Here is a 23,956-nt window from a genome sequence, read left to right as displayed (position 1 = left end):
CAAAATTGATACAGTTTTTATTTGAAAAAATAATTTTTTACTATTTTAAGCTATTTTAAACAACTAGATCTCTGTTACAAAAAAAAATGTAAAATATATCGTAATTATAAATAAAGCTTAGGAAATAAACATTTTTTCCATATAATGTCCACAATTATGGGCTCGAAAAACGACTTATGAAAATTATGAAAATTATGAGATTTATTTTATTTTTGTGCATTTTAGCACTTTATGGTTTATCACAAACTACACTGGCTGCTGCTTATGCGACGGATGGCTCTGGTTCATATAAAAATGAAATATTATGGCTGACTTGGGGTGGAGGTGTTAATGGCACTCATGGTCAGGGAATCAAAAATGATGATCAGAGCTCAGCTTCTATTCCTATTTCTAAGACCGAAACATTAACAGCAGTATGTACGATTAATAATATTAATAATCCAATAAGGTCTTATAAATCGGGAGATTATGGTAAAGACCGTTTGGATGATATGTATAACATCGGCGGTACTGATGGGAGTAATCAGTTAATCTCAGGTATTGTTAATAGTAATGACGGTCAAGAGGTAAAATTTGATGTCAGTTGTACAACAGAAGTTAACGGAGTCGGTTTTAGTGCTCAAGGTTTTGTCATTGCTGATGCTGAATCTATGGCAGATAATGAAAATTTTGGGGCGACAGGAGAGGGTGATTGGTATTTAATTGATAAGGTTACAGCTGCTTCGGCCGATCAATACCATCTTAATACTTCTACGTCTGCAGGTCTTCAGACGATTAATATTACCACTAGCGTATCTAATGCAGGACAATCTGCAGTTACTTTTTTAAAGTTTTCAAAAAAATCAAGTACGCATACGATGAACTTTAAGCTTCAAGGTGGCGGAAAAACTGCAATGGCTATTGGTTTAGTTGTGCCATATGCCGATTTTAGTGACGCACCTAAGTCTTACGATGGTGCGATGCATCTTGTCGACAGTATGACCATAACAGGAAACCCACTTACAGCAAGTTCTAAGCTATCAGATAATGTCTCAGTTCTTTCTCCAAAACATACACTTTATTTAGGTTCTCTTGGTCCTGATGTTGAGCGTGAACCGCTTTTTAGTGATGATGCAACAGGTGATGACAAAAATCCATTAAATGGAGTCAGCGATGAAGATGCATGGCAAGGTTGGGAGGTATCAACAAGTTATAAACCGATAAGTACTGTTAATAAAAATAAGTCTTATCAAGCAACGTTTGATTGTAAAGGTACAGGGGCTGTTTCAGGTTGGATTGATTTTAATATAAATGGAAAGTTTGATAGTGGAGAAAGAAGTCAATCTACTTGTAGTGGTGGAAAAACAACTTTAACTTGGACTATTCCAAATGATGTAAAAGCAGGTAAGTCGTTTATTCGTTTGCGTATTGCATCGGATTCTTCTGAAATTACCGAGCCTACTGGTAAAGCCAGTGATGGTGAAGTAGAAGACAGTATTTTGACGATTGGAGCACCTAAACTTCATATTGCTAAAACGAATAACGCTAGCACAGATGGCTGGATCGTTAATCAGGATGATGCAATATATACACTGACAGTCACGAACAAAGGTGATGTGGACACAGAAGGTGAAATTACTGTTCTAGACCAAATGCCTATTGGTTTAACTGCAAAATGGACGGGTACGTATGACACTAATGGATGGGCTTGTACTTTTGACAGTAATCAACTCATTACCTGTAAAAGTAGTGCTGTATTAAAGCCAACAGGTAATTCGGCTATAGTCTTGCCAGTCAATGTACCTCGTGAAGCCGTAACAGCTTCTCCTACAACATTTACAAACTATGCGAGTGTCGGCGGTGGTAGTGACCCCGATAAGAATACACCTGAGACTCCTTCTCCTTCATGTGATGTTGCCACAGGTTATTGTGCGACTAAAGATGTTGTCGTTAAAAAACCGAGTGTTGATATTGTAAAAACCACTATAGCTACAGCTGCGAAAGTGGGAGATATGATTGACTATACAGTTAAAGTGACAGTTGCAAATTCTCAAACCACAGATGCCTTAACGTTAAATGATACTTTGGGTCAAGGCCTAAGCTTTGTGAATGGCACTGCCCCGACAGGTTGGACACTAACGGGTAATGGTCAAGCCATTAATATAGCTGCACCGAAAGGTCAGATTCCGGGAACTTATAATCTAACGTATAAGGTTTTAGTGGGTACGGATGCGGTAAACAATGTAGTCAATAAAGTTACTGCATCAGGTGGAGATAATCCAAGCTGTACAACTTGTACCACAATGACACCAGTGACTAAACCTACAGTTGATGTTGTTAAAACAACTACAGCGACCACTGCTAAAGTAGGCGACACGATTGACTATACGGTTAAAGTGACGGTTGCGAACTCTCAAACCACAGATGCCTTAACGTTAAATGATACTTTGGGTCAAGGCTTAAGCTTTGTGAGTGGTACTGCCCCGACAGGTTGGACACTAACGGGTAATGGTCAAGCCATTAATATAGCTGCACCGAAAGGTCAGATTCCGGGAACTTATAATCTAACGTACAAGGTTTTAGTGGGTACGGATGCGGTAAACAATGTTGTCAATAAAGTTACTGCATCAGGTGGAGATAAGCCAAGCTGTACAACTTGTACTACAACGACACCAGTGACTAAACCTACAGTTGATGTTGTGAAAACAACTACAGCAACTACAGCAAAAGTAGGCGACACGATTGACTATACGGTTAAAGTGACGGTTGCGAACTCTCAAACCACAGATGCCTTAACGTTAAATGATACTTTGGGTCAAGGCCTAAGCTTTGTGAATGGCACTGCCCCGACAGGTTGGACACTAACGGGTAATGGTCAAGCTATTAATATAGCTGCACCGAAAGGTCAGATTCCGGGAACTTATAATCTAACGTACAAGGTTTTAGTGGGTACGGATGCGGTAAACAATGTAGTAAATAAAGTCACTGCAACAGGCGGAGATAAGCCAAGCTGTAGCACTTGTACTACCACGACTCCAGTGACTCAATCTACAGTTGATGTTGTGAAAACAACTACAGCAACTACAGCAAAAGTAGGCGACACGATTAACTATACGGTTAAAGTGACGGTTGCGAACTCTCAAACCACAGATGCCTTAACGTTAAATGATACTTTGGGTCAAGGCTTAAGCTTTGTGAGTGGCACTGCCCCGACAGGTTGGACACTAACTGGTAATGGTCAAGCCATTAATATAGCTGCACCGAAAGGTCAAGTACCTGATACATACAGCGTGACGTATAAAGTGTTGGTGGGTGAGGATGCTTTCAACGAGGTGGTGAATAAAGTCATTGCATCGGGAGGAGACAATCCAAGTTGTACTATTTGCATCACAACAACACCAGTAGCTGTATCGGTTATTAATGTTGAAAAATCAACGACAGCAACTACTGTTAAAGTGGGTGATACAATTGATTATACAGTGAAGATAGCAGTACTAAATTCACAGACAATAGATGCTTTGGCTTTGAAAGATATTCTTGGTGAAGGCTTAAGCTTTGTGAGTGGAACTCCACCAACAGGATGGGCGTTAATTGGCATCGGAAAGGAGATCAATATTCTTGCCCCGAAAGGTCAGATGCCAGGAGTCTATAATCTAACGTATAAGGTTTTAGTGGGTGCGGATGCAGTAGATAATGTACTGAATACAGTTACAGCAATAGGAAAAGATAATCCAAACTGTACAATATGTACTACCACTACACCGGTGACGAAACCAAGTGTTGATGTGATCAAAACGACCACAGCAACTGCAGCTAAAGTAGGTGACACGATTGACTATATGGTTAACGTGACGGTTGCGAACTCTCAAACCACAGATGCATTAACGCTGAATGACACTTTGGGTCAAGGCTTAAGCTTTGTGAGTGGTACTGCCCCGACAGGTTGGACAATCACAGGTACGGGTAAAAACATCAGTATCAATGCACCAAAAGGTCAAATTCCAAATACCTATACCATCACTTATAAAGTACTGGTCAATGCAGATGCAGTAAATAATGTTGTCAATACAGTTATTGCATCAGGTGGCGATCAACCAAGCTGTACGACATGTACCACCACAACTCCAGTGACTAAACCAAGTGTTGATATTGTAAAAACTACGACTGCAACTACAGCAAAAGTAGGCGACACAATTAACTATACGGTTAATGTGACAGTTGCGAACTCCCAAACGACTGATGTATTAACGCTAAATGATACATTGGGTCAAGGTCTAAGCTTTGTGAGTGGTACTGCCCCGACAGGTTGGACAATCACAGGTACGGGTAAAAACATAAGTATTAGTGCACCAAAAGGTCAGATTCCAAATATCTATCCGATTAGCTATCAAGTAACGGTTGGGAAGGATGCAGTGAATACGGTTGTGAATACGGTTATTGCATCAGGCGGCGATCAACCAAGCTGTACAACTTGTAGTACAACGACTCCAGTAAAAAGAGAGATTAAGGCTGTAGATGATAACTATGGTATTCATCGAGGTAGTAATCAGACCAAAACTGTAGGTAATGCTTACTCAGAAAATGATACCTTAAATAATTTTGCATTTAACCCTGCTGAAATTACAGGAAAAATATTAGAACCTGCAGTACCAGTGAATGGTAGTCCGTTGGTGCCTTTACTGGATTTGCTAACTGGAGCGGTGACAGTTCCGGCTGGAACACCAGTAGGTGACTACACAATTCATTATCAAATTTGTGATAATTTTGAGTTCTTGAGTTGTTCTACAGCATATATCAAAGTTGGTGTTATTGCGGATGAATCTCTATTAAGGATTGTCAAATCAGCAGCTGTGAAGAAAGTTAAAGTTGGTGATCTTGTTCGTTACACCATTCAAGTAACTAATATTGGTCAAGTAGCTGTAGAAAATGCTCAACTAATTGATACGCCAGCAGCAGGATTTACTTATGTGGCAGGTTCTGTAACAAGTTCAAGTTTAGGTAATAACATTGCCGCAACTGGTACACGTCCAGTGGTCTTTAATGGCATTAATTTGGCTGTTGGAAAGACGGGTTCAATTAGTTACTTAACGAAGGTTGGTGCTGGTATTCAGCAAGGCACTCATATCAACACTGCGATTACTAAAAATAGTGACGGAGATGATATCTCTAATAAATCTACTGCTTCTGTTCAGTCAGATAATGATCCATTACTAGATGAATCGCTGATTTTTGGTACGGTATTTAATGATCGTGATCGTGATGGATGGCAAGACAGTGCAGCAGTGAGTGGTATGGTTGCTCAAGGTGGATTTGTACCTGAAGCCTATATTCCAAATTCTACTGAAGTGAATAAAGGTTCTGGTTATCAGCCAGAAGCTGATGCAAGTGCTCCATTATTACATGGGATTAAATTGGGGAATATTCAGGCGCGTCAGTCTGAGGCTGATCCAATTCAAAATCATCAAATCATGATTCGTCAAAAACTTAAAACGCTGGCATTTACAGATGATTTTGTCTTGAGCAATGACCAAGGTGTCATCGTGCATATGACAAAAACGGGTGATGTACGTATTGAAAAAACTGGCGAAGCGAAAGCAGGAAGAAATGCAGTTGAGCTTGATGTTCAGCGTGTAGTGACTCAGGTATCTGATGGCTATCTTGTTGAATATATTATTCGCAGTACAGGTATTGATGAAAAAGGTATTCCGGGAGTGCGCATTGCCTCTGTGGAAGGAATTTTAATGGAAACCGATCAGTTTGGTCGTTACCATCTTGTGGGGGTGAATGGTGGAAATTGGGATAGAGGTCGTAACTTTATTTTAAAAGTTGACCCAGCTACCTTGCCACAAGGTGCTGTATTTACAACTAACAATCCACTACTTCGTCGAGTTACACCTGGTCTACCAGTACGTTTTGATTTTGGCGTATACGCTCAACCAGAACTATTGAAAGGTGAATCTAAAGTAGCAGAACTGGAACTTGGTGAGGTTTTGTTTGAACCTAATCAAGCGATAGTGCGTGATAAATATTTACCAGTATTGAAAACCATTGCGATGAAAGTGGATAAATTCCATGGCGGTAATTTAACTATCACTGCCAATGGAGAATATGAAGCACTTGCTTTTGCTCGCGCCCAAGCCGTGCAGAATGCTTTGAAGCAGAATCTATCGCAAGAAGTTTTGTCTAAAACATCAATTTCTGTAATGACAGAGCTTAATGGTCAAAACCAATTGGTGAGTGGTCTGAATGAGCAAGGTGTAATTGTTGGTACAATCTTATTTAAAACTGATAAAGCTGATGTTCACCCACGTTATATTCCTTTGCTTAAACAGATAGCAGCACATATTAATCAATCTAAAGGTGAGGTTGTTTCTATTGTTGGGCATACAGATGTTAGAGCAAATCATGCATACAACATGAAACTTGGATTAAAACGAGCGAAGGCTGTTTATCAGGCATTGCTGCCATATTTATCAGATGAGGTAAAACAGAAGTTACAGGTTACCCTTTTGAATGCTGAAGAATCCCGTACCTTGAAAACCAGTCAGCTGAGTGATTCGTCTACTCAGCAAAACATAAGTCATTAAGAAGGGGCTACCATGAAAATTAAATTATTGAATTATATGATTGCCTCATTAATGACTGGAATGACACCGTATGTGTGGGCAGACAGTTATTCAGAAACGCAGAAATCATCAAAAAAGAGTAATGAAAATGCAGTAAATTGTCAGAACAATCAATGTTCTGATGATGGGCAATTGTTATTCCGTGTAGGATCACAAAGTTATGATGAGCAGATAACTCAGGGAACATCTAAAAAGTCATCATCGGATGAACTTGCTCCCGATCGGCGAGTTACACTTAGCGTAGCTTCTGCAGCTCCACCTGGAGTAGCCAAAGTAAAGGGTAGTTTTTATGCTGAATTACCACATGGTGGAGTGGTTTGGGCGACGGAAGATCCTACTCCAGGACGTGCTGAACTGACAGTATCAGGACCTTCGGTGGTTGCTTTTGCAAACGGTAAGATTATAAAACCGGTGAACTTTTTTACTCGAAGCAATTATTCTGCATTTATTGACAGAATGGAGCTTTTGGTTTTTCGGAGCAGTGATACAGATTACGTAACACCTTTAGCAACAATACCTTTAACTGTTGGCGCTGTTACAGATACAGAATGGCAAGGTCAATTGTCATCTTCATATCAATATCGTGAGGGTGATCAATTAATTTATATTGTCCGTGCTTATGGTAAAAATGGACAGTTTGATGAAACCTATCCAGGTCAGTTGCAGTTGGTTAGTCCACAGGATGAGCAGCGTAATAATACTTTATTAAGAAATACGCTTGAAAAAAGTATGAATACTGCATTGACGACTCAGGACGCACTTAAACAAAGTTTAATTAACAATGTTTTTGCTGGGAATGGTTTAAGGCAACAGAATATTTTGCTGCATGGTTCGCGAATTCGTGTACAGGGAAGAAATATTCCTTCAAATAGTCAGTTGTCAATTAATGACCAAACCTACCCAGTCGACCAAGAAGGCAAGTTTGTTGCAGAATATCTCATGCCTGTGGGAGAACATCAGTTTAATATTCGTGTGGGTAATGGTGAGACTGCAATAGAAAAAATATTGCCTGTAAATGTAACGGGTAAATACTTTTTTGGTACTGCGATTGCAGATGTGACTGTGCAACAACAGAAAATTAGTGGTTCGCATGAAATTGCTGCCAATGCTGGCAGAGATGATGATTTACTTACAGATGCCAGACTTGCATTTTATGTTAAATCTAAACTCAAGGCTAAATACTTAATTACTGCCCAGGCGGATACAACCGAAAGGGAAATTAGAAAACTATTTACTGGATTTACCGATTCTTACGCTGAAGATGTTTTTAGACGATTAGATCCTGAACAGTATTATCCAACCTATGGTGATGACTCTACGACAACACGAGATGTTGATACTCAAGGGCGAATGTACCTTCGAGTAGATTGGGATAAAAACCAAGCATTATGGGGTAACTATGCTACAGGATTTACGGGCACTGAACTGGCTCAATACCAGCGCTCACTTTATGGTGGTGCATTGGATTGGAGAAGTAATTTATCAACCAAATATGGTGATGAAAAAACAAAAATTCGTTTATTTGGGTCAGATGCCAATACAGCACATGGCCAGACAGAGCTATTAGGTACAGGCGGAAGTTTATATTATTTGCGTCATACGGATATTGTTCCAGGTTCAGATATTGTGACCTTGGAAATTCGTGATAAAACTACGGGTCGAGTGATTTCGACCAAGCAGTTAATTAGTGGTGCAGATTATGAATTTGATGCTTATCAAGGACGTATCATTACGCGTAGACCATTAGCCCAAATTGCGAGTGAAGATCGCAATAGTATTACTATTGATACGCCATTAGATGGCTATGAACAACGTCTAATAGTAGATTATGAATATGCACCGAAAGGTTTGGATGGCCAATTAACCGCAGGTATTCGAGCTAAACATTGGTTAAATGATTATATCGGTGTAGGAGCAACCTATATTGATGAACAAAAATCTGGTGATGATTACAAGCTTAAAGCGGCGGATATTACATTAAAAGCAGGAAGAGGCACTTACTTAAAAGTCGAACATGGACAAAGTGAGTCGACCAGTGTTCCCGTCTTTTTTTCAGATAATGGCGGTTTAAGCTTCACTCAGTTAACCTCTAATGTACCTAGAAATGGTAAGGCGACTTCGGTCGAAGCGAGAGTTAACTTAAAAGAGCAAGGTTTGACGGTTCATGATTGGAGTGCTGGTGCGTGGTGGAGAAACATTGACGCAGGATACTCCTCGGCTCGGACTGATTTTATAGGACAAGATGTGACGGAGTATGGCGCTGAAGTATTAGGGGAACTTAAACCTAATATGAGCTTATACACTAAGCATAGTCGAGCTGAACGTGGTCAAGAAAGTTTAAGCCAAAGTCAGGTTACAACAGAATGGCGTTTGAATGATGAGCAAACACTGACTGCCGAATTAAGACATGTAGATGAAGAGCGTTTTGCAGGTGATGCGGCAGGAACTCTTGCGGCGTTAAAGTATAGTCAAAGACTTACACCATCATTGGAAATGTATGGTGTGGGACAAGCGACAGTCAATAGTTCGGGACTCTATGATAATAATGATGCTGTGACTTTAGGTGGACGCTATTTATTTGGAAATCAATCTTCTGTAAATGCTGCAGCAACACATGGTAGCCGAGGAGATTCGGCAACAGTTTCGGGTGAGTATCAACTTACTCCAGAACATAGCTTGTATGGTGCATATACGGTAGCCGCGGATACGACTCAGTATGATAGTTTATTTAATCATGATAATCAGGCGGGTTGGACGCTCGGTCAGCGTTGGCGTCTAACACAGCGAACAAATGTTTATAATGAAAGTCAGTATTTGAAAGACCAACGTAACGGCAATGCATTAGTGCATACTTTTGGTATGGATTTTTACCCTGCAGAAAATTGGAATCTGGGTTATTCCTTACAGCATGGTAATCTTGATGCAAGCAGCGGAAATGTAAAACGCAAAGCTGTGAGTGTTTATGGTGGACGTACCACTCCGAACACGAACTGGCAAAGTAAAGTGGAATGGCGTGATGATTCAGATGCTGAAGATAGAACACAGTGGGTGACTACGAATACATTACGACATAAAATTAATGACAGTTTAACCTTGGCAGCAAAGGCCAATTATTCTGAAACCCGTGATCATATTAATGCCGAAGCAGGTGCAAAATTTGCTGAAAGTAGCTTAGGCTTTGCTTATCGTCCATGGAATGACTCTCGATGGGGTATTTTCGGGCGTTATACCTATGTTTATGATTTATCATCTCTTGGTCAGGTTAGTGGTTGGGATGATAGTGCAATCTCAGCAGCCTATTATGATCAGCAGGCACAAGTGGTTTCACTTGAAGGCGTTTATCGCTGGACACATCGTTTTGAAACTGCTTTGAAGTTGGCAGATCGTGTCGGAAAAGTACGCTTGGGGCGTGATCAGGGCCAGTGGTTTGATTCGGATACGATGTTTACAGCAGTGCAAGGTCGTTATGAAGTGATAAATAATTGGCATGCGCTTGCAGAATACCGTTGGTTGAATGTTCAGGACGGTGGAGACAAGCAAGGGGTGCTATTAGGTATTGATAAGGATATTAATCAAAATTTCCGTGTCGGTATTGGTTATAATTTTACAGAGTTTAATGGTGATTTAACGCGTGTAGATAACTATCGTAATAAAGGATGGTTTCTGAACTTTGTAGGCTATTATTAATAATATTTATTTAATATTGTAGAATGTTAAATAATTGAAAGAGCTAAGGTTTTGATATTTTATTCACTTCCTTAGCTTTTTTAATCGGCGATAGAATGTGTTTTAATAATGAGATTGAGAAGTCCTCTAAAATCTTTAATTTAGCATGCCTGATTTGATTGAACTATTCAGTATTGTTGATGATTCTTTTTAGAAACTTGAAGTGATTGATTGGTAGAGTTTAAAATAATAGAGTAAACGATTGAAATTTTGATCATCTCAGCTAAGTCTTTTAGAACTTATTTCTATGATTATGCAGTATCAATACTCACACGTTAATAATTTTAATAAGCTTCATTGTTTAAGCATATAACAGTGTCTTGATGTTAGTTTTTAATGGTTCGTTGTATTCTTTTTTTGAAGATATATACTTGCCAATCTGCAGTCACTTGATGATATTTCTTTATATTAAAGTACCATCTATATAGATCCTATCAAGCTTTCATCTGATTGAATAGATTACCTAATATTTATCGATTATTCGCATTATTTGTTATGAGTTAGAATGCACATATTTGCGAGGTTGAGCATCCTCCATCATTGGCGACGATTTGCTTCTGCCTCTATTTATCTTTGCTTATGGATCATTAAAATAAGAGCTTAATCATTAAAAAAATTGGATAGCTGTATTGGAATGGATAGGTTAATAGATAACTGGTAGATTAGCCCAATTATTATAAATTGGGCTGATCTATTTTTAGCCTTTTATTTCTAAATTTTGTTGCGATGTTAATTCACTTTTAAAACCTTTTAATTTCGGCTTAATTTTAACAATGTAGGCAATCCATAAAATAAAGAGCCAACCGAATCCAACGTAAATTGCGGGTCTAGAATCTGGGAAATATGCCATCATTGCTAAAATAAACAACATGAATATAATTGCAAATGCTGGGGCATATGGCCAACCAATTACTGGAAAATCTAAAGCTTTGATTTCTTCTGTTGATAATTTGCGGCGCATAGCAATCTGCGAGACAAGAATCATTAACCAAACCCAAACTGTTGCAAAAGTGGCAATCGATGCAATGATGAGGAAAATATTTTCAGGAATGAGGTAGTTGAGTATCACCCCAATCAGTAGTACACCTGCCATCACAACAACGGTCATCCAAGGTACACCATTCTTAGACACCTTGGTAAATACAGCGGGTGCTTGCCCACTCTGAGCCATACCATATAGCATACGGCCTGCACCAAAAATATCACTATTAATGGCTGAAATTGCTGCAGAAATGATGACAATATTTAAGATAGTTGCCGCAGATTTAATGCCTAAACTTTCAAAAATTTGTACAAATGGGCTGCCTTGTGTACCAATTTGGTTCCAAGGGAAAATTGACATGAGTACAAAAATGGTCAATACGTAGAATAATAAAATACGAACGGGAACAGCATTAATCGCTTTAGGAATTGATTTTTTAGGATCTGCAGATTCACCTGCAGTAATACCAATGATTTCAATACCACCAAAAGCAAAAACGACAACCGATAAACAGGCAACTAGACCGCCAATCCCATTAGGCATAAAGCCATCATAGAGCCATAAGTTTTGAACGCCAGATACAATCGCACTATGATCGTTGTGGAATCCATAAAACATTAACCCAAAACCACCTATAATCATGGCAATAATGGCGGTTACTTTAATTATGGAGAGCCAAAACTCTAATTCACCAAAGACTTTAACGTGAATTAAATTGATTGCACCTAAAAATAAAATTAACGATAAAATCCAAATCCATCGAGGTACATCGGGATACCAGAATCCCATGTAAATGCCAAATGCAGTGACATCGGCCAAAGCCACAATGATCATTTCAAATACATAGGTCCAGCCTGTGGTAAAACCAGCAAATGGACCAATATATTTTGTCGCATAATGACTAAAAGAACCGGAAACTGGGTTATGTACTGACATCTCACCCAGTGCGCGCATGACAATATAAATTGCAATACCAGCAACAATATAAGCTATTAATACCGATGGCCCTGCCATTTGAATTGCAGTTGCAGAGCCGTAAAAAAGGCCCGTTCCAATCGCTGAGCCTAAAGCTAAAAAGCGTATGTGGCGAGTGCTCAAGCCTCTTTGTAAGGCAGAATCTTGTGACATTTGAATCTCCAATCCTTGAGGAAATTTTTTTGTTTGCTAAAGGTCACATCATGTGACCTTTTTTTAAATCACAACTTATGCAAGACTAGGCAACAATTTGGTAAGAATTAATTCATTTAGACAACCACTGGCTAACAAATCACTGGCTTGCTCAATATCTGGCGCAAAGAAACGGTCCTCACTATAATATGGTACTTGATCACGTAAAATATTACGTGCACGTTCCAATTTTATCGTACTTTTTAGTCCTTTGCGAAAGTCTAAGCCCTGACATGCACCTAACCATTCAATGGCTAACACGCCACGTACATTTTCTGCCATTGGCCATAAACGTTTGCCTGCATTCGGTGCCATAGAAACATGATCTTCCTGATTTGCAGAGGTTGGTAGACTATCTACGCTCGCAGGATGTGCCAATGCTTTATTATCACTGGCTAAGGCTGCTGCAGTCACTTGTGCAATCATAAACCCTGAATTGATTCCGCCATTTTCGACTAAGAATGGTGGTAGCTGTGACATATGGCGATCCATCATCATCGAAATACGACGTTCAGATAATGAACCAATTTCTGCAATTGCCAATGCCAGATTATCCGCAGCCATCGCAACAGGTTCTGCATGGAAATTACCACCTGAAATCACATCGCCTTCTTTCGCAAAAACCAATGGATTATCGGAAACAGCATTAGATTCAATTTCAAGAACCTCAGCAGCTTGGCGAATTTGTGTTAAACATGCGCCCATTACTTGAGGCTGACAACGTAGAGAATATGGATCTTGTACTTTTTCACAACTTTCGTGTGATTGACCAATTTCACTGTGATCTAAGAGTAAGTCACGATAAGCCGCAGCAACATCAATTTGACCACGCTGACCACGCACTTCATGCACACGTGCATCAAATGGTGAACGTGAACCTAGCATTGCTTCAACACTTAAGCCACCACAAACTACTGCTGCAGAAAATAAATCTTCTGCCTCAAATAAACCACGTAACGCATAAGCTGTCGAAACTTGTGTTCCATTGAGTAGGGCAAGTCCTTCTTTCGCAGCTAAAGAAATAGGTTCTAAACCTGCAATTTTTAAAGCTTCAACCGCAGGTAACCATTCACCTTTATAACGTGCTTTACTTTCACCCAATAACACTAAAGACATATGTGCGAGTGGTGCCAAGTCACCTGAAGCACCGACTGAACCTTTTAATGGAATATGTGGATACACTTCAGCATTAATTAATGCCAATAGCGCATTAATAACGCTTAAGCGAATACCGGAAAAACCACGCGCTAGGCTATTCGCTTTAAGTAACATAATTAAGCGAACCATGCCATCATTTAGCGGTTCACCAACACCAGCTGCATGTGAAAGAACTAAAGAACGTTGTAGTTGTTCTAAATCTTCAGGTGCAATTTTAGTAGAAGCTAATAATCCAAATCCGGTATTAATACCATAAGCTGTACGGCCTTCTTGAATAATTTTATTTACGCAATCCACACTTGCCTGAATTGCAGGAATTGCATTTTCATCAAGTTTGACTTGAATAGGATTTAAATAAGCCTGACGTAAATCAGCGAGATTAAGTTTACCGGGTTGAAGAAGAAGTTCCATTTTCATTTACCTTTTATCATTTCGTATATCTACTGATTTTAAATTTTCCTTAAAAAAATCAGCAGAGGAGTTCAATATTTTTAATTTATGTTTATCAATCAATTATCACTTTCAAGATCAAGACATAACATATCTTCTGCGTCACACTATTTGTCTATTCATGAGTCAACTTGATTTTGTATTCGATAATATGCGCACATTGCTTCACTTAAATTTGTGATGGTCACAATCAGACTCCTTTCCTTTGCTCATATTTTTATTGACGATAATTTTAACTTTTACGTATATAGGTACAATCCTGTATATACAGAAAACTTTACACAAATATTACTGGTTTTGAAAATAGATTTTTTGTAACAATGTTAAAAAAATCTAAGTTAATGAATATATTATTAATTAATTTTTAATAAAGTATAAAATACGAACAATAACAGCAGGTTTTAAAATACAGACATTGATCGGCACGAACTCCGTTAGTGAGAAGTGCTTTATACAATTAGCGTGGATTTAAGGTGAAGAATAACATGATTATTATATTTTAAAGATAATCTAAAATTAATCTTAAGAATTTATTAATAAATTGGTTTTAATATTTGTATAATTTAAAATTAATTCATTTAAATTTTCAGGAATTGAAGGTTCATTTACGAAGTACGTAGTTATTGTAATATTTCATTTTTTTAAGTTTTACTAGAATTTGGTTTTGTATAGAACTTCCTCCCAATGATCTAAATTTTAATTTTATCAACTCAGAATTTGCACTGAAATGCAGTTTAAGAAATTCAATAATTTTATTTTAGCGAAAAGTATCCAGCGTTATTGTGATAAAAAGCATTCTTAAAATGAATATAACTTCACCCTATAGTCTGATTTTTTTATAAAAATATATTAAATTTCAAATTCTTGTTATTGGTTGGAAAGGGACTTTAAGGTGATATGCGAACATGTAAATTAAATATCATCTTAAAAGCCATCACTGAAAAATTAATAAAATGGAATGAATAGTGCTCTTGGTCATTTATAGTTTTATTTAGCTTGCTGAGTATTATTGAAATAAGCAGCAATACTTGGTCTGAAATTTAATTTAATTATTGGAATTTACACTAAGCGGATAGCGAGTAAGTGATTGATGAAAATACTACTGGCTAAAGTAAGAGGTGATATGAAATCAGTTTAATTTTGGTCGAATTTAAAACAAAGCTAAACTAATTTTAAATACATCACATTAAAGTATGTTTTTGTAAATTAATTAATCTTAAAAAACAAAAAGATAGCTATTAATTTAATGAGGACTTATCTTTTTTACCTTTATAATCTCAAACTATTATTTACGATATTTTAAACATGATGTCGTTATTTTTACTTTGGGGAATCATTGTGGCCGTACAGACTTTAGCATTTAGAAATGCGTTATTGACGATATCATTATCAATAGGATTAATTGCTTGCGGTGGAGGAGGTGGTGGCAGTGGGGGGGAATCAGGTTCACAAGAAAACCTGCCGATTAAACCACCTGAAGTCATTCCCAATGATCGTATGAACCAAGCCCTTCAAACAGGTAGTGCTGCAAATCTAACAGAACAAGATCGTCAAATGTTATTGCAATGGGCACTGAGTACAGCAAAACAACAGCAAAATTGGCAAAAAAATCTGTTAAGTTCTTTATATTTGGATGCTAATAATAAAACGATACAGCCATCTTTACAATTTACACCGGGCCCATCATTAAATCTTTATCCAACTGATTTAAGTATTGGCATACCTTTTGCTATGGGGGATAGCGTTTGTGATGATGTACTTAATTTACAAGCGGGTAAAGGTTGCGGCTTAGGTGTTGTAACAAAAATTGGTGAAGGGCGAGCTCTGGCTTATGGTCAGGAAATGTTTAGCCCAATTTTAAATAAGAATGCTGATTTTATTCAGTTTACAGAAGTGATGAATAATAGCCTACGCTGGCTCATCACTGGTAATGCACATCAAATGGTGAATAAACCACTGAATGTTGTGGTTAAGGGAACATCGGCTGCCGATGTTAAGAGTTATCTTGAAAAGCAATTAGGCGTAGCGGTTAACTCCTCAACATGCAATATACTGGATCCTGCAAATACCTGTTGGCAAGCTGTTGATTTGATTGTTTTGGGGCAAGGTATTGAGGGTGAGAAGTTTGAAAAAGAGCTGATTGACAAATACTTAAAAGCCGGTAAAGCGATTTATTTTCAAGGGTCTAATTGGGATGTCAAAGCAAATACTCAAAAAGTTTTGAATGCCATAGGCATTCAATCCAATATGAATTGGTTCAGAGCTGAAAGTACATTGTTGATGGCAAATTCTGCAAGTATTGAGCAGCGCTGGGAACGAATTAATCAGATTGATGGCACCATTAAAACCCTGAAATATTTCATTGATCCTACATCGGTCACTTTAGGCGAGCTTAACGCCAACAATGCAATGATTCAAAGCATGCTTACACATTCAAGCGCACTACAGAGATTGAATAGTCAGGGCTTGTCAGCATTTAGTGAAGAAAATAAAAATAGTATTTTAAAAGCATTGGTTTTAATTGCAGATTTATGGCGTCCAGCTGTGAACTATACGGGTTTAAATAAAAACGGTGATCCGCTGACTTTTATGAAAACCTATGCCTCAGATGCCTGGCTAGATTACAACCGTGATTATACCAAGGCTGCGATACAAGGTGCTGGTGACTATATGCCAGCAGAAGCACAAAACATGCCAGTCAGTAGTGATTGGGAAACCATTACTGTGACGATTCCGCAAGGTAACGGAATGACTGCTATTGGTCGTGCCAGTATTCCTGCTAAGGCTACATCTATACAAGTTGTAGATGCTCAAGGTGCTAACCTTGCTGTACAAACTAGCTATTTACGAACTTGGGGAAATCCATTTGGTGACGGTGGCTATCAACGTCCTCTTCGTCCAAATAGTTATACTGTAAAACTGAATGCAGGCATTGATAACAAGTTTATCAGCCCATTTGGTGGCCCATTAATGCTGAATTATAACAATGCTAAGGCAGGCAGTACGATTACTTTAAAAATCAAAGGTGGTGCAAAATATGCGCATTTTGATTTTACTCAGCCGATTACAGATTCTGAAATTAATGCAGCTAGTGCTAGCTTGCAAAGTAAAACCTTTGGATGGAATACTTTTAAATTTGTAGGTGGTGAAATTCAGCAAATCAATGCTTATGCACTCAAAGCGATGGGAAGCTCTTCACCACGTGACTACATTGATAGGATTAAGACTGTTATTTATGACAGTAACCATATTGCCAATGGTTATAACAATATGCCGTTAGATGGTAGCACTCAGCAATACTGTAATACTTTAGGCTGGGACTGTACTGGTAGCATTCATCGCGCACCGAGTGTTCAGCATTTTATTGGTTGGATTGCCACTTGTGGCTTCCTATGTTCAGGTAATCCATCTGATGGAGCAACGGGGTTGGATATAGGCTGGGGCTGGGTACATGAACTTGGACATAATACTGTTCAGGGGGTGCTGACCATGACTTTCCCATCGACAGAGAATAAAAGCACTATTGGTTGCGGTACCGAATGTAATAACAACATTTTAGCTGGCTTAAGTATGCTGCGTAAATATGAAATTTATGGTCTAGACAATAACGGTAATAATTTTAATCACCCTCTGTTATATGGCAATATCAAAGATAATCGTAATACGAACTTAAGTGGTGAGGCGTTGCGTGCAGAGATGGAAAAACGTCTATGGCAAGGTAATGACAATGCCCAGCAAGCATTCCACATGCAGCTAGCTTATAACTATACCAAGTTACATCAAGTTAAATCACGACCTGATTCGCAAGGTGTATTTGAATTTATGCGCTTACTGAATATTTCGCAACGTCTGTATAATCAGATTGATGTTGCGAAAGCAACAGTTGAAGAGAAAAATAAGTTGGGTTTAGGGGCATTCACTGCGAAAGACTTGAGTCGACCTGATATGATTTATGTACTCAGCTCAAAAATTATGGGTTATGACTTAAAAGAGATGTTTAAGCTTTATGGTTTGCCTGTTACTGATACTGCACATACATCCATTGCCATGCTTAAATTGCCTATGGCACCACTAAATTTCTATGCTCAACCTGTAAATAGGTCGAACCATTTAGATGAAGGGACTTGGGTAACACTTCCGGCAACGGGTTCGGTTCCAAACTATCCTTACTAAGTATTTTTCTGAGTGCGTTACACAAAAGGTTATTTTCATTCTTGAAAGTAACCTTTTTATTTATCTTAAAATATTATTCGCTACTAAGCCCATAACCCAATTTTCACTTCAACTATATGAATCAAGGTTCATTAATGAACCGTATTTTTTGATATAAGAGTATAAACACATATCATTTTCCATGATTGGTACGCGGATTTTTTCTATGTTAACAGCATAGAAACATAATCTTCTCACTCTTTAGAGGTCGAAATATTATTAAGTACTGCTAGTATAATAGTATTTAAATTTCTACCGAGAAGGGAGTGGATCAAACAATTTCACTCAATGATCAGGCACTCAAGCTTGATAAAGGTTGGCTATTTATTGTATGGCATCGGCTTTAATGATCTGATTTCGCTCGCTGACACAATAGCCTGTAATGTATTGTTATAATAGATCATCTACAAATATATCAACGGTTAAACATTCTTTATTGGTTGGCATATCAGGCGAATTTAGCATTTTAAATAAGTCATTTTTAGATTTTTCGGTAATAAGCTGTTTTAATTCAGGGTAAAACTTAGATTGAAAAGTGATTAAATTGTCCATATCAACCAAATCACCTTTAACTTTACATGCAACCTGCATTTTCTTTTTCTTAAAATGATCAGAGTCTTGATCATTTTCTGTGTTATCCCATAAATCTAATTGTTTTACATCATCATCAGAATTTCCTTCTATTTGGTTTATTAATTCGAGAAGTTTTTCAGTTGGAATTTTTTCTTTAAGCCAGTTTGGGCGATTAGCTGTATTATTATAAGCATGAGAAACAGAGATGCTACACAATGTAAATATGGCAGTAATTAGTAATTGTTTCATTTGATAATTTCTCTCCAAGCGACTGATAGCTCAATATGAAATTTTTATATCCATAAAATCTTATTATCTTAAGCACAGAAAATAGCTCAATGTAGCCATTAAATTTTTTTAAGATCAGTATTTCATAAATTATCGGGAATTTAATGAATATAGATTATGTTGTAATATTACTCACTTTGAAATTATAAGTGTTTAGGTAGAGAGTTTTTACATTAATTAATTATTTTTATTTAAATAAAACACTCCGAAGATGCCGCTGCATGGTCGTTACCCTGAACCCGATGAGTTCAAGGTGGACGTGACGTACACTTAATAGGTTTCCCACTCAAGGTGGGCATACACTCAAAATATACAGAACACATCCGTAAGTTTAAGTATCGGCAGGGGAATCAGACCCGCTGGCGAACATCTCAGAGTTATAGTCAGTATACATAATCTATGACGAGAGGCAAATCATCGTGGGTTAAATTATATAAACTTAATACTGAAATCACATTTGTTTGCACAAAGAAAAAGCGGTTTATACTACTTTTTCAACATCTTCAAGCATCGTGCTGAGTAAGCGTTCACAATGTGAATACTCTTGTAACGATTTATTCATGGTCAGAATTTCTTGCATTAACTCCAAAGCCACTATAATCATTAACTTGTTATGTTCCATATTCGGTGCTTTACGACGGAATTCTTGAAATTTATCATTCAAAAGCTGCCCCGCACGTTCCAAATCTGCTTTTTGATTGGTAGTTGTTGAGAGGCGAAAAATTTGCTCAATTAAACGTAATTCAACAGTCACGACTTCAGTCATGATGATGCCTCCTCATTGTTTTCAGTCGGATGAGCAAGCTGCTGAATTTCTTGCGCATGATGATCTTGTTCCGTGCCCAAAATAGCAAGACGCTGAATAATGGCCTCAACTTTTGCTTTTGCATGATCATTTTTTTGAATTAAGCGTTTACGTTCAGCATGCAAATCAGTAATTTCTTGCTGAGCATGACGTTGTTCATTCAACACTTTTTCTTTAATAATCCGCAATTCATTACGTTCAGCGAGAATTTCTTGGAAACGTGTTTTCAAGTCGGTACAGCTTTTTTCCAAACGACCATAACGCTCTGCAAGTGCACTTGCATCGGTATTGAGTTGTTGGAATTGAGATTGTAGCGCTGAAAGTTGTTCTGTAAGATTATCTACTTCATCTTGCTTGTGTGTAATGATGCTATTTTTATGCATGATTTGGGCATGAGACTTCTCCTCACTGTTATCTTTTTCTTTTAACAGTGATCGGTTTTCATTCTCAACAGTTTCAAGGCGTGTTTTTAAAGCGCCAATATGCGTCTGTAGACGCTGTAATTGTTCTAACATAACGTAGTCGCACAGATTTGCAATCAAAGGTAATATATACAGAAGTATAGAGGTTGGATAAACGAATGCAAGACGATATTTCAGGTTGGTCAGATTGGAAGCATAATTTTGAGGGGATTGAGGAAATTTCAAGCCCTAGTGAGTTACATGGTCTACTGACTGGTGTAGTTTGTGTAACTGAAGCGCCAACTCGTGATGAATGGTTACAAATTTTATCAACACTTAATGTTCCGAAATTGGACGATGATGCTTTAGCTTTGCTTGAAGAAGAGGCAAATGATGTTGCTCATGCTTTAGCTGAAGATGAATTAGACTATCTTCCAATGCTTCCAGATGATGAACATTTTCTTTCAGAACGTGTTCAAGCACTTGCAGATTGGTGTGCAGGGGTGGTTTTAGGTTTTGGTTTGGCTTCAGGCCATATCCGGGCCAATGAACAAGAGTTAATTGAAAGTTTACAAGACGTCGCATCAGTTGAGTTTGAAGAAACAGATGATGATGAAGAAGGCGAGCAAAGTTATCAGGAACTTTACGAATTCGTTCGTTTGATTCCTGTGTCATTGTCGGTTGGACGTAAAAAAATCTCAGTATTAAACAGTTCTTTATTGCAGAATTTTCACAGTAAAATGAAGCAAAATATTGAAACATCAGACAGTAGTAATTTGGTTGAAATGTTTACACCACATCGCCCAAGTTAATTTCCGCATATCATAGGTTTACATAAATTTATGATTTGAGTTTAATTATTCAAAATGATTTTGCGTTAAGATAAAACGCAAAATCATTAAATATCTGAAAGATAAGCTGAAAAGACAATGAAACTGACGCAAGCAGATTTTCAGGAACGTCGTGACCGCCTAGCAAAGCAAATGGGTCCCTATAGCATCGCAATGATTGCAACCAGTCCTGTGGCAATGCGTAATCGAGATGCAGACTATAAATTTCGTGCAGATAGCAGCTTTTTCTATCTTACTGGGTTTGCAGAGCCGGAAGCGGTCGCCGTTATTGAAACTGAAGACTCAGGTACAGAATATACCTATAGTCTGTTTTGCCGTGAACGTAATCGCGAGATGGAAATCTGGAATGGTTATCGAGTTGGAATTGATGGTGCAATTCAGGATTATGCAGCAGATCAAGCTTATGCTATTGAGCAACTTGATAAAGAAATTATTACTAAATTATTGAATAAAGAAAAACTTTATTTCCGCGTTGGGCAACGTCCAGATTTAGATAGCAAAGTTACGATGTGGTTAAAACAAGCTCTTGATCAAAATCAAGGACAAGCCATTCCAACTCAAATTCAGCAGCTTGATATTATTGTTGATGAAATGCGTTTGCATAAATCCACGAAAGAAATAGAGCTTATGCAAATAGCCTCAAATATCAGTGCTGAAGCGCATACCCGTGCAATGCAAAAAGTACGTCCAGGCATGATGGAATATGCACTCGAAGCAGAATTAAATTATATCTTTGGACAAAATGGTTGTGTTCCATCTTATAACAGCATTGTCGGTGGCGGTGAAAATGCCTGCATTCTGCATTATGTGGAGAATGATCAAATGCTTAAAGATGGTGATTTAGTCCTAATCGATGCTGCATGTGAATACCAATGTTATGCTTCGGATATTACCCGTACTTTTCCGATCAATGGTCAGTTTAGTCCTGAGCAAAAAGCACTTTACCAAATAATTTTGGATGCGCAAATTGCAGCGATCGATGCAATTCAGATTGGAAACTCATATAAAGCACCACATCATGTAGCGGTACGTATTTTGGTACAAGGCTTACTAGACTTAGGTTTGATGAGCGGTAATATTGAAGACATCATTGAAACTGAAGCGTATCGTCAATTTTATATGCATGGTACAGGGCATTGGTTGGGGATGGATGTGCATGATGTGGGTTCATATAAAATGGATGGAGATTGGCGTACCTATGAAGTAGGTATGGTTGTGACCGTAGAACCGGGCTTATATATCGCACCTGATGATGAAACTGTAGAGGCTAAATGGCGTGGTATTGGCATTCGTATTGAAGATGATGTGGTCGTAACTAGCAATGGTCCATTGGTGTTGACTAAAAATGTAGTAAAGTCTATTGCTGATATTGAAGCATTAATGGCACAGTCTTAATAAAAAGAATATATAAAAGCCGATTAGAAAATCGGCTTTTATATGAATTAGAATGGTTTTTTATATATCAGATTTCGCATAATGCTTATGTTAAATGGAAAAAATTGCTGTGTGAAAAAATATAAAAATTCAAGTTTCTAGTATATACCTGACAGAATCATTCTTTAAGAAGGTTCTACTAAAAGACTTTCAACGAGTGAACATTGCAATATCTATCACAGATGCAAAAAAGAAATCTTTCGAACAGTACTTCAATCACAGTAGAACTTGCTCGCAACTTCGGAAATATTGAAAATAATATTGTTCAAATGAAAGAGCGGAAAAGAGAAATGGAGAAACCCCAACTTAAACAAGATCGAGGTATGGATTTTTTGGCGTTTTATAATTGAAATTGTGGATATTAAAAATATAATTTATATCAATATCTTATTTTAAAGAGTAGGTATCCAAGAAAAATCCCCTTTATAATGCTCTTTTACAAATTCACTAATAAATTTTTTTTGAGCATCATTAAAAACGTGATTATCTTTTTCCCATTGCGATTCAAACCTAAAAATGAACCGATCCATATAAGCTTTATTTTGATCAGTTGTTAGAAAATGATAGACAGCAGCAGGGAAAAAGAATTTAAAGCCCTCTGAACTTAAATAGCTACAGTCTTCTCCAAAATAATATAAGTATTCATAACTCACATCTTTCCATGTTTTGATCCCCTCATGCGGTCTACTACGTGAACGAGCCGCTTCTAGTCCAGCTTGTATGTAAAATTCAGGCCAATTAAAACCATATTCAAGAATTAAACCTTCTGCTGACGTTTCTATTGCAGATAAGTAATCATCATCAATTTGGTTAAAATATCTATAGTGTGCATCATAAAAAGCACACTCAAACAAAGAGCGATTACTGCTTAATTGAAAAGTTGGGAAATTTTTTTTAAGAAGTTCTTTTATATTTGTATTCATCATTAATTTTCACATAAGTTCAGTGTATTTCGGGCATCATCTAAGCAATGAATAACAAAGACTATAGTTAGAAATAAATAAGAGTTAGTCTATAGAATATTTCTCTCTAGCCTGAGCTAATAATGTCGATTTAATACTGCCATAAGTTTCAAATAAATTTAGGTCGGATATTGAAAACGCAAAAAAATCTTCAATAATTTTATCGTTTGGATCAAAATATGTAGTCGTAAGGGTATTATCATCGCTAATACGATAATAAAGAATTTCATCATTTTTATTATAATATAGACTTTTTGAAAACAATTTTTTCTGAGAAGAGGGTTCATAGATCATCCAACTTATCTTTTTAAATTGATCATCTATGAGTTTATAATCTGTAAA

The 23,956-nt window shown here is 37.5% G+C and carries 12 protein-coding genes and 1 other RNA gene; 5 read left to right on the top strand and 8 right to left on the bottom strand.

The window, feature by feature from the left end:
• The first annotated feature begins 185 nt into the window (after positions 1-185).
• Together B9T28_RS05405 and B9T28_RS05400 are read left to right on the top strand one after the other, a co-directional pair.
• Positions 186-6,566: a CshA/CshB family fibrillar adhesin-related protein gene (locus B9T28_RS05405; RefSeq protein ID WP_171263458.1), complete on the top strand. Its 6,381-nt coding sequence runs from the start codon at positions 186-188 to the stop codon at positions 6,564-6,566.
• Between the two features lie 12 nt (positions 6,567-6,578).
• Complete coding sequence (locus B9T28_RS05400; protein ID WP_213032966.1) at positions 6,579-10,292, top strand: hypothetical protein; 3,714 nt, start codon at positions 6,579-6,581, stop codon at positions 10,290-10,292.
• Between the two features lie 736 nt (positions 10,293-11,028).
• On the opposite strand, the gene B9T28_RS05395 is transcribed toward B9T28_RS05400, so the two are convergent.
• Entirely contained in the window at positions 11,029-12,441 is a 1,413-nt protein-coding gene (locus tag B9T28_RS05395) for an amino acid permease (RefSeq protein ID WP_086202920.1), read from the bottom strand.
• 75 nt (positions 12,442-12,516) lie between these two features.
• Positions 12,517-14,049 carry a histidine ammonia-lyase gene (hutH, locus tag B9T28_RS05390; protein ID WP_086203047.1) on the bottom strand — a complete coding sequence of 511 codons (1,533 nt, stop codon included), beginning with the start codon at positions 14,047-14,049 and terminating at the stop codon, positions 12,517-12,519.
• A gap of 1,344 nt (positions 14,050-15,393) precedes the next feature.
• Between hutH and B9T28_RS05385 the strand changes: the two genes are divergently transcribed.
• Entirely contained in the window at positions 15,394-18,261 is a 2,868-nt protein-coding gene (locus B9T28_RS05385) for an ImpA family metalloprotease (RefSeq protein WP_086202919.1), read from the top strand.
• Between the two features lie 429 nt (positions 18,262-18,690).
• On the opposite strand, the gene B9T28_RS05380 is transcribed toward B9T28_RS05385, so the two are convergent.
• From B9T28_RS05380 to B9T28_RS05365, 4 genes are all read right to left on the bottom strand, one after another.
• Positions 18,691-19,122, bottom strand: a complete 432-nt coding sequence (locus tag B9T28_RS05380) for a hypothetical protein (RefSeq protein WP_086202918.1) — start codon at positions 19,120-19,122, stop codon at positions 18,691-18,693.
• Positions 19,123-19,359: 237 nt separating this feature from the next.
• Positions 19,360-19,542, bottom strand: a non-coding RNA gene (gene ssrS, locus B9T28_RS05375) — 6S RNA.
• Between the two features lie 100 nt (positions 19,543-19,642).
• Complete coding sequence (locus B9T28_RS05370; RefSeq protein ID WP_086202917.1) at positions 19,643-19,927, bottom strand: cell division protein ZapA; 285 nt, start codon at positions 19,925-19,927, stop codon at positions 19,643-19,645.
• Positions 19,924-20,481: a hypothetical protein gene (locus B9T28_RS05365; protein ID WP_086202916.1), complete on the bottom strand. Its 558-nt coding sequence runs from the start codon at positions 20,479-20,481 to the stop codon at positions 19,924-19,926. The genes B9T28_RS05370 and B9T28_RS05365 overlap by 4 nt, the downstream gene beginning before the upstream one ends.
• Positions 20,482-20,546: 65 nt before the next feature.
• On the opposite strand from B9T28_RS05365, the gene B9T28_RS05360 reads away from it, so the two are divergent.
• Together B9T28_RS05360 and pepP are read left to right on the top strand one after the other, a co-directional pair.
• Positions 20,547-21,179, top strand: a complete 633-nt coding sequence (locus B9T28_RS05360; RefSeq protein WP_086202915.1) for a UPF0149 family protein — start codon at positions 20,547-20,549, stop codon at positions 21,177-21,179.
• 117 nt (positions 21,180-21,296) lie between these two features.
• Positions 21,297-22,613, top strand: a complete 1,317-nt coding sequence (gene pepP, locus B9T28_RS05355; protein ID WP_086202914.1) for a Xaa-Pro aminopeptidase — start codon at positions 21,297-21,299, stop codon at positions 22,611-22,613.
• A 431-nt stretch (positions 22,614-23,044) separates the two neighbouring features.
• Here the strand turns inward: pepP and B9T28_RS05350 are convergent, their stop codons facing one another.
• Positions 23,045-23,578 (bottom strand): hypothetical protein, encoded by a 534-nt coding sequence (locus B9T28_RS05350; RefSeq protein ID WP_252053492.1) that lies wholly within the window; start codon positions 23,576-23,578, stop codon positions 23,045-23,047.
• A gap of 81 nt (positions 23,579-23,659) precedes the next feature.
• Positions 23,660-23,908, bottom strand: a complete 249-nt coding sequence (locus B9T28_RS05345; RefSeq protein ID WP_086202913.1) for a hypothetical protein — start codon at positions 23,906-23,908, stop codon at positions 23,660-23,662.
• Between the last annotated feature and the right edge of the window lie 48 nt (positions 23,909-23,956).

Source organism: Acinetobacter silvestris, from assembly GCF_002135235.1.
Lineage (GTDB): Bacteria > Pseudomonadota > Gammaproteobacteria > Pseudomonadales > Moraxellaceae > Acinetobacter > Acinetobacter silvestris.
Note: the sequence above shows the minus strand (reverse complement) of the source record. Positions and strands in the feature narration are given on the sequence as shown.

Excerpts from the sequence above, each read along its gene's own strand:
- B9T28_RS05405 (WP_171263458.1), top strand. The coding sequence starts at position 186 with ATGAAAATTATGAGATTTATTTTATTTTTGTGCATTTTAGCACTTTAT.
- B9T28_RS05400 (WP_213032966.1), top strand. The coding sequence starts at position 6,579 with ATGAAAATTAAATTATTGAATTATATGATTGCCTCATTAATGACTGGA.
- B9T28_RS05395 (WP_086202920.1), bottom strand. The coding sequence starts at position 12,441 with ATGTCACAAGATTCTGCCTTACAAAGAGGCTTGAGCACTCGCCACATA.
- hutH (WP_086203047.1), bottom strand. The coding sequence starts at position 14,049 with ATGGAACTTCTTCTTCAACCCGGTAAACTTAATCTCGCTGATTTACGT.
- B9T28_RS05385 (WP_086202919.1), top strand. The coding sequence starts at position 15,394 with ATGATGTCGTTATTTTTACTTTGGGGAATCATTGTGGCCGTACAGACT.
- B9T28_RS05380 (WP_086202918.1), bottom strand. The coding sequence starts at position 19,122 with ATGAAACAATTACTAATTACTGCCATATTTACATTGTGTAGCATCTCT.
- B9T28_RS05370 (WP_086202917.1), bottom strand. The coding sequence starts at position 19,927 with ATGACTGAAGTCGTGACTGTTGAATTACGTTTAATTGAGCAAATTTTT.
- B9T28_RS05365 (WP_086202916.1), bottom strand. The coding sequence starts at position 20,481 with ATGTTAGAACAATTACAGCGTCTACAGACGCATATTGGCGCTTTAAAA.
- B9T28_RS05360 (WP_086202915.1), top strand. The coding sequence starts at position 20,547 with ATGCAAGACGATATTTCAGGTTGGTCAGATTGGAAGCATAATTTTGAG.
- pepP (WP_086202914.1), top strand. The coding sequence starts at position 21,297 with ATGAAACTGACGCAAGCAGATTTTCAGGAACGTCGTGACCGCCTAGCA.
- B9T28_RS05350 (WP_252053492.1), bottom strand. The coding sequence starts at position 23,578 with ATGATGAATACAAATATAAAAGAACTTCTTAAAAAAAATTTCCCAACT.
- B9T28_RS05345 (WP_086202913.1), bottom strand. The coding sequence starts at position 23,908 with ATGATCTATGAACCCTCTTCTCAGAAAAAATTGTTTTCAAAAAGTCTA.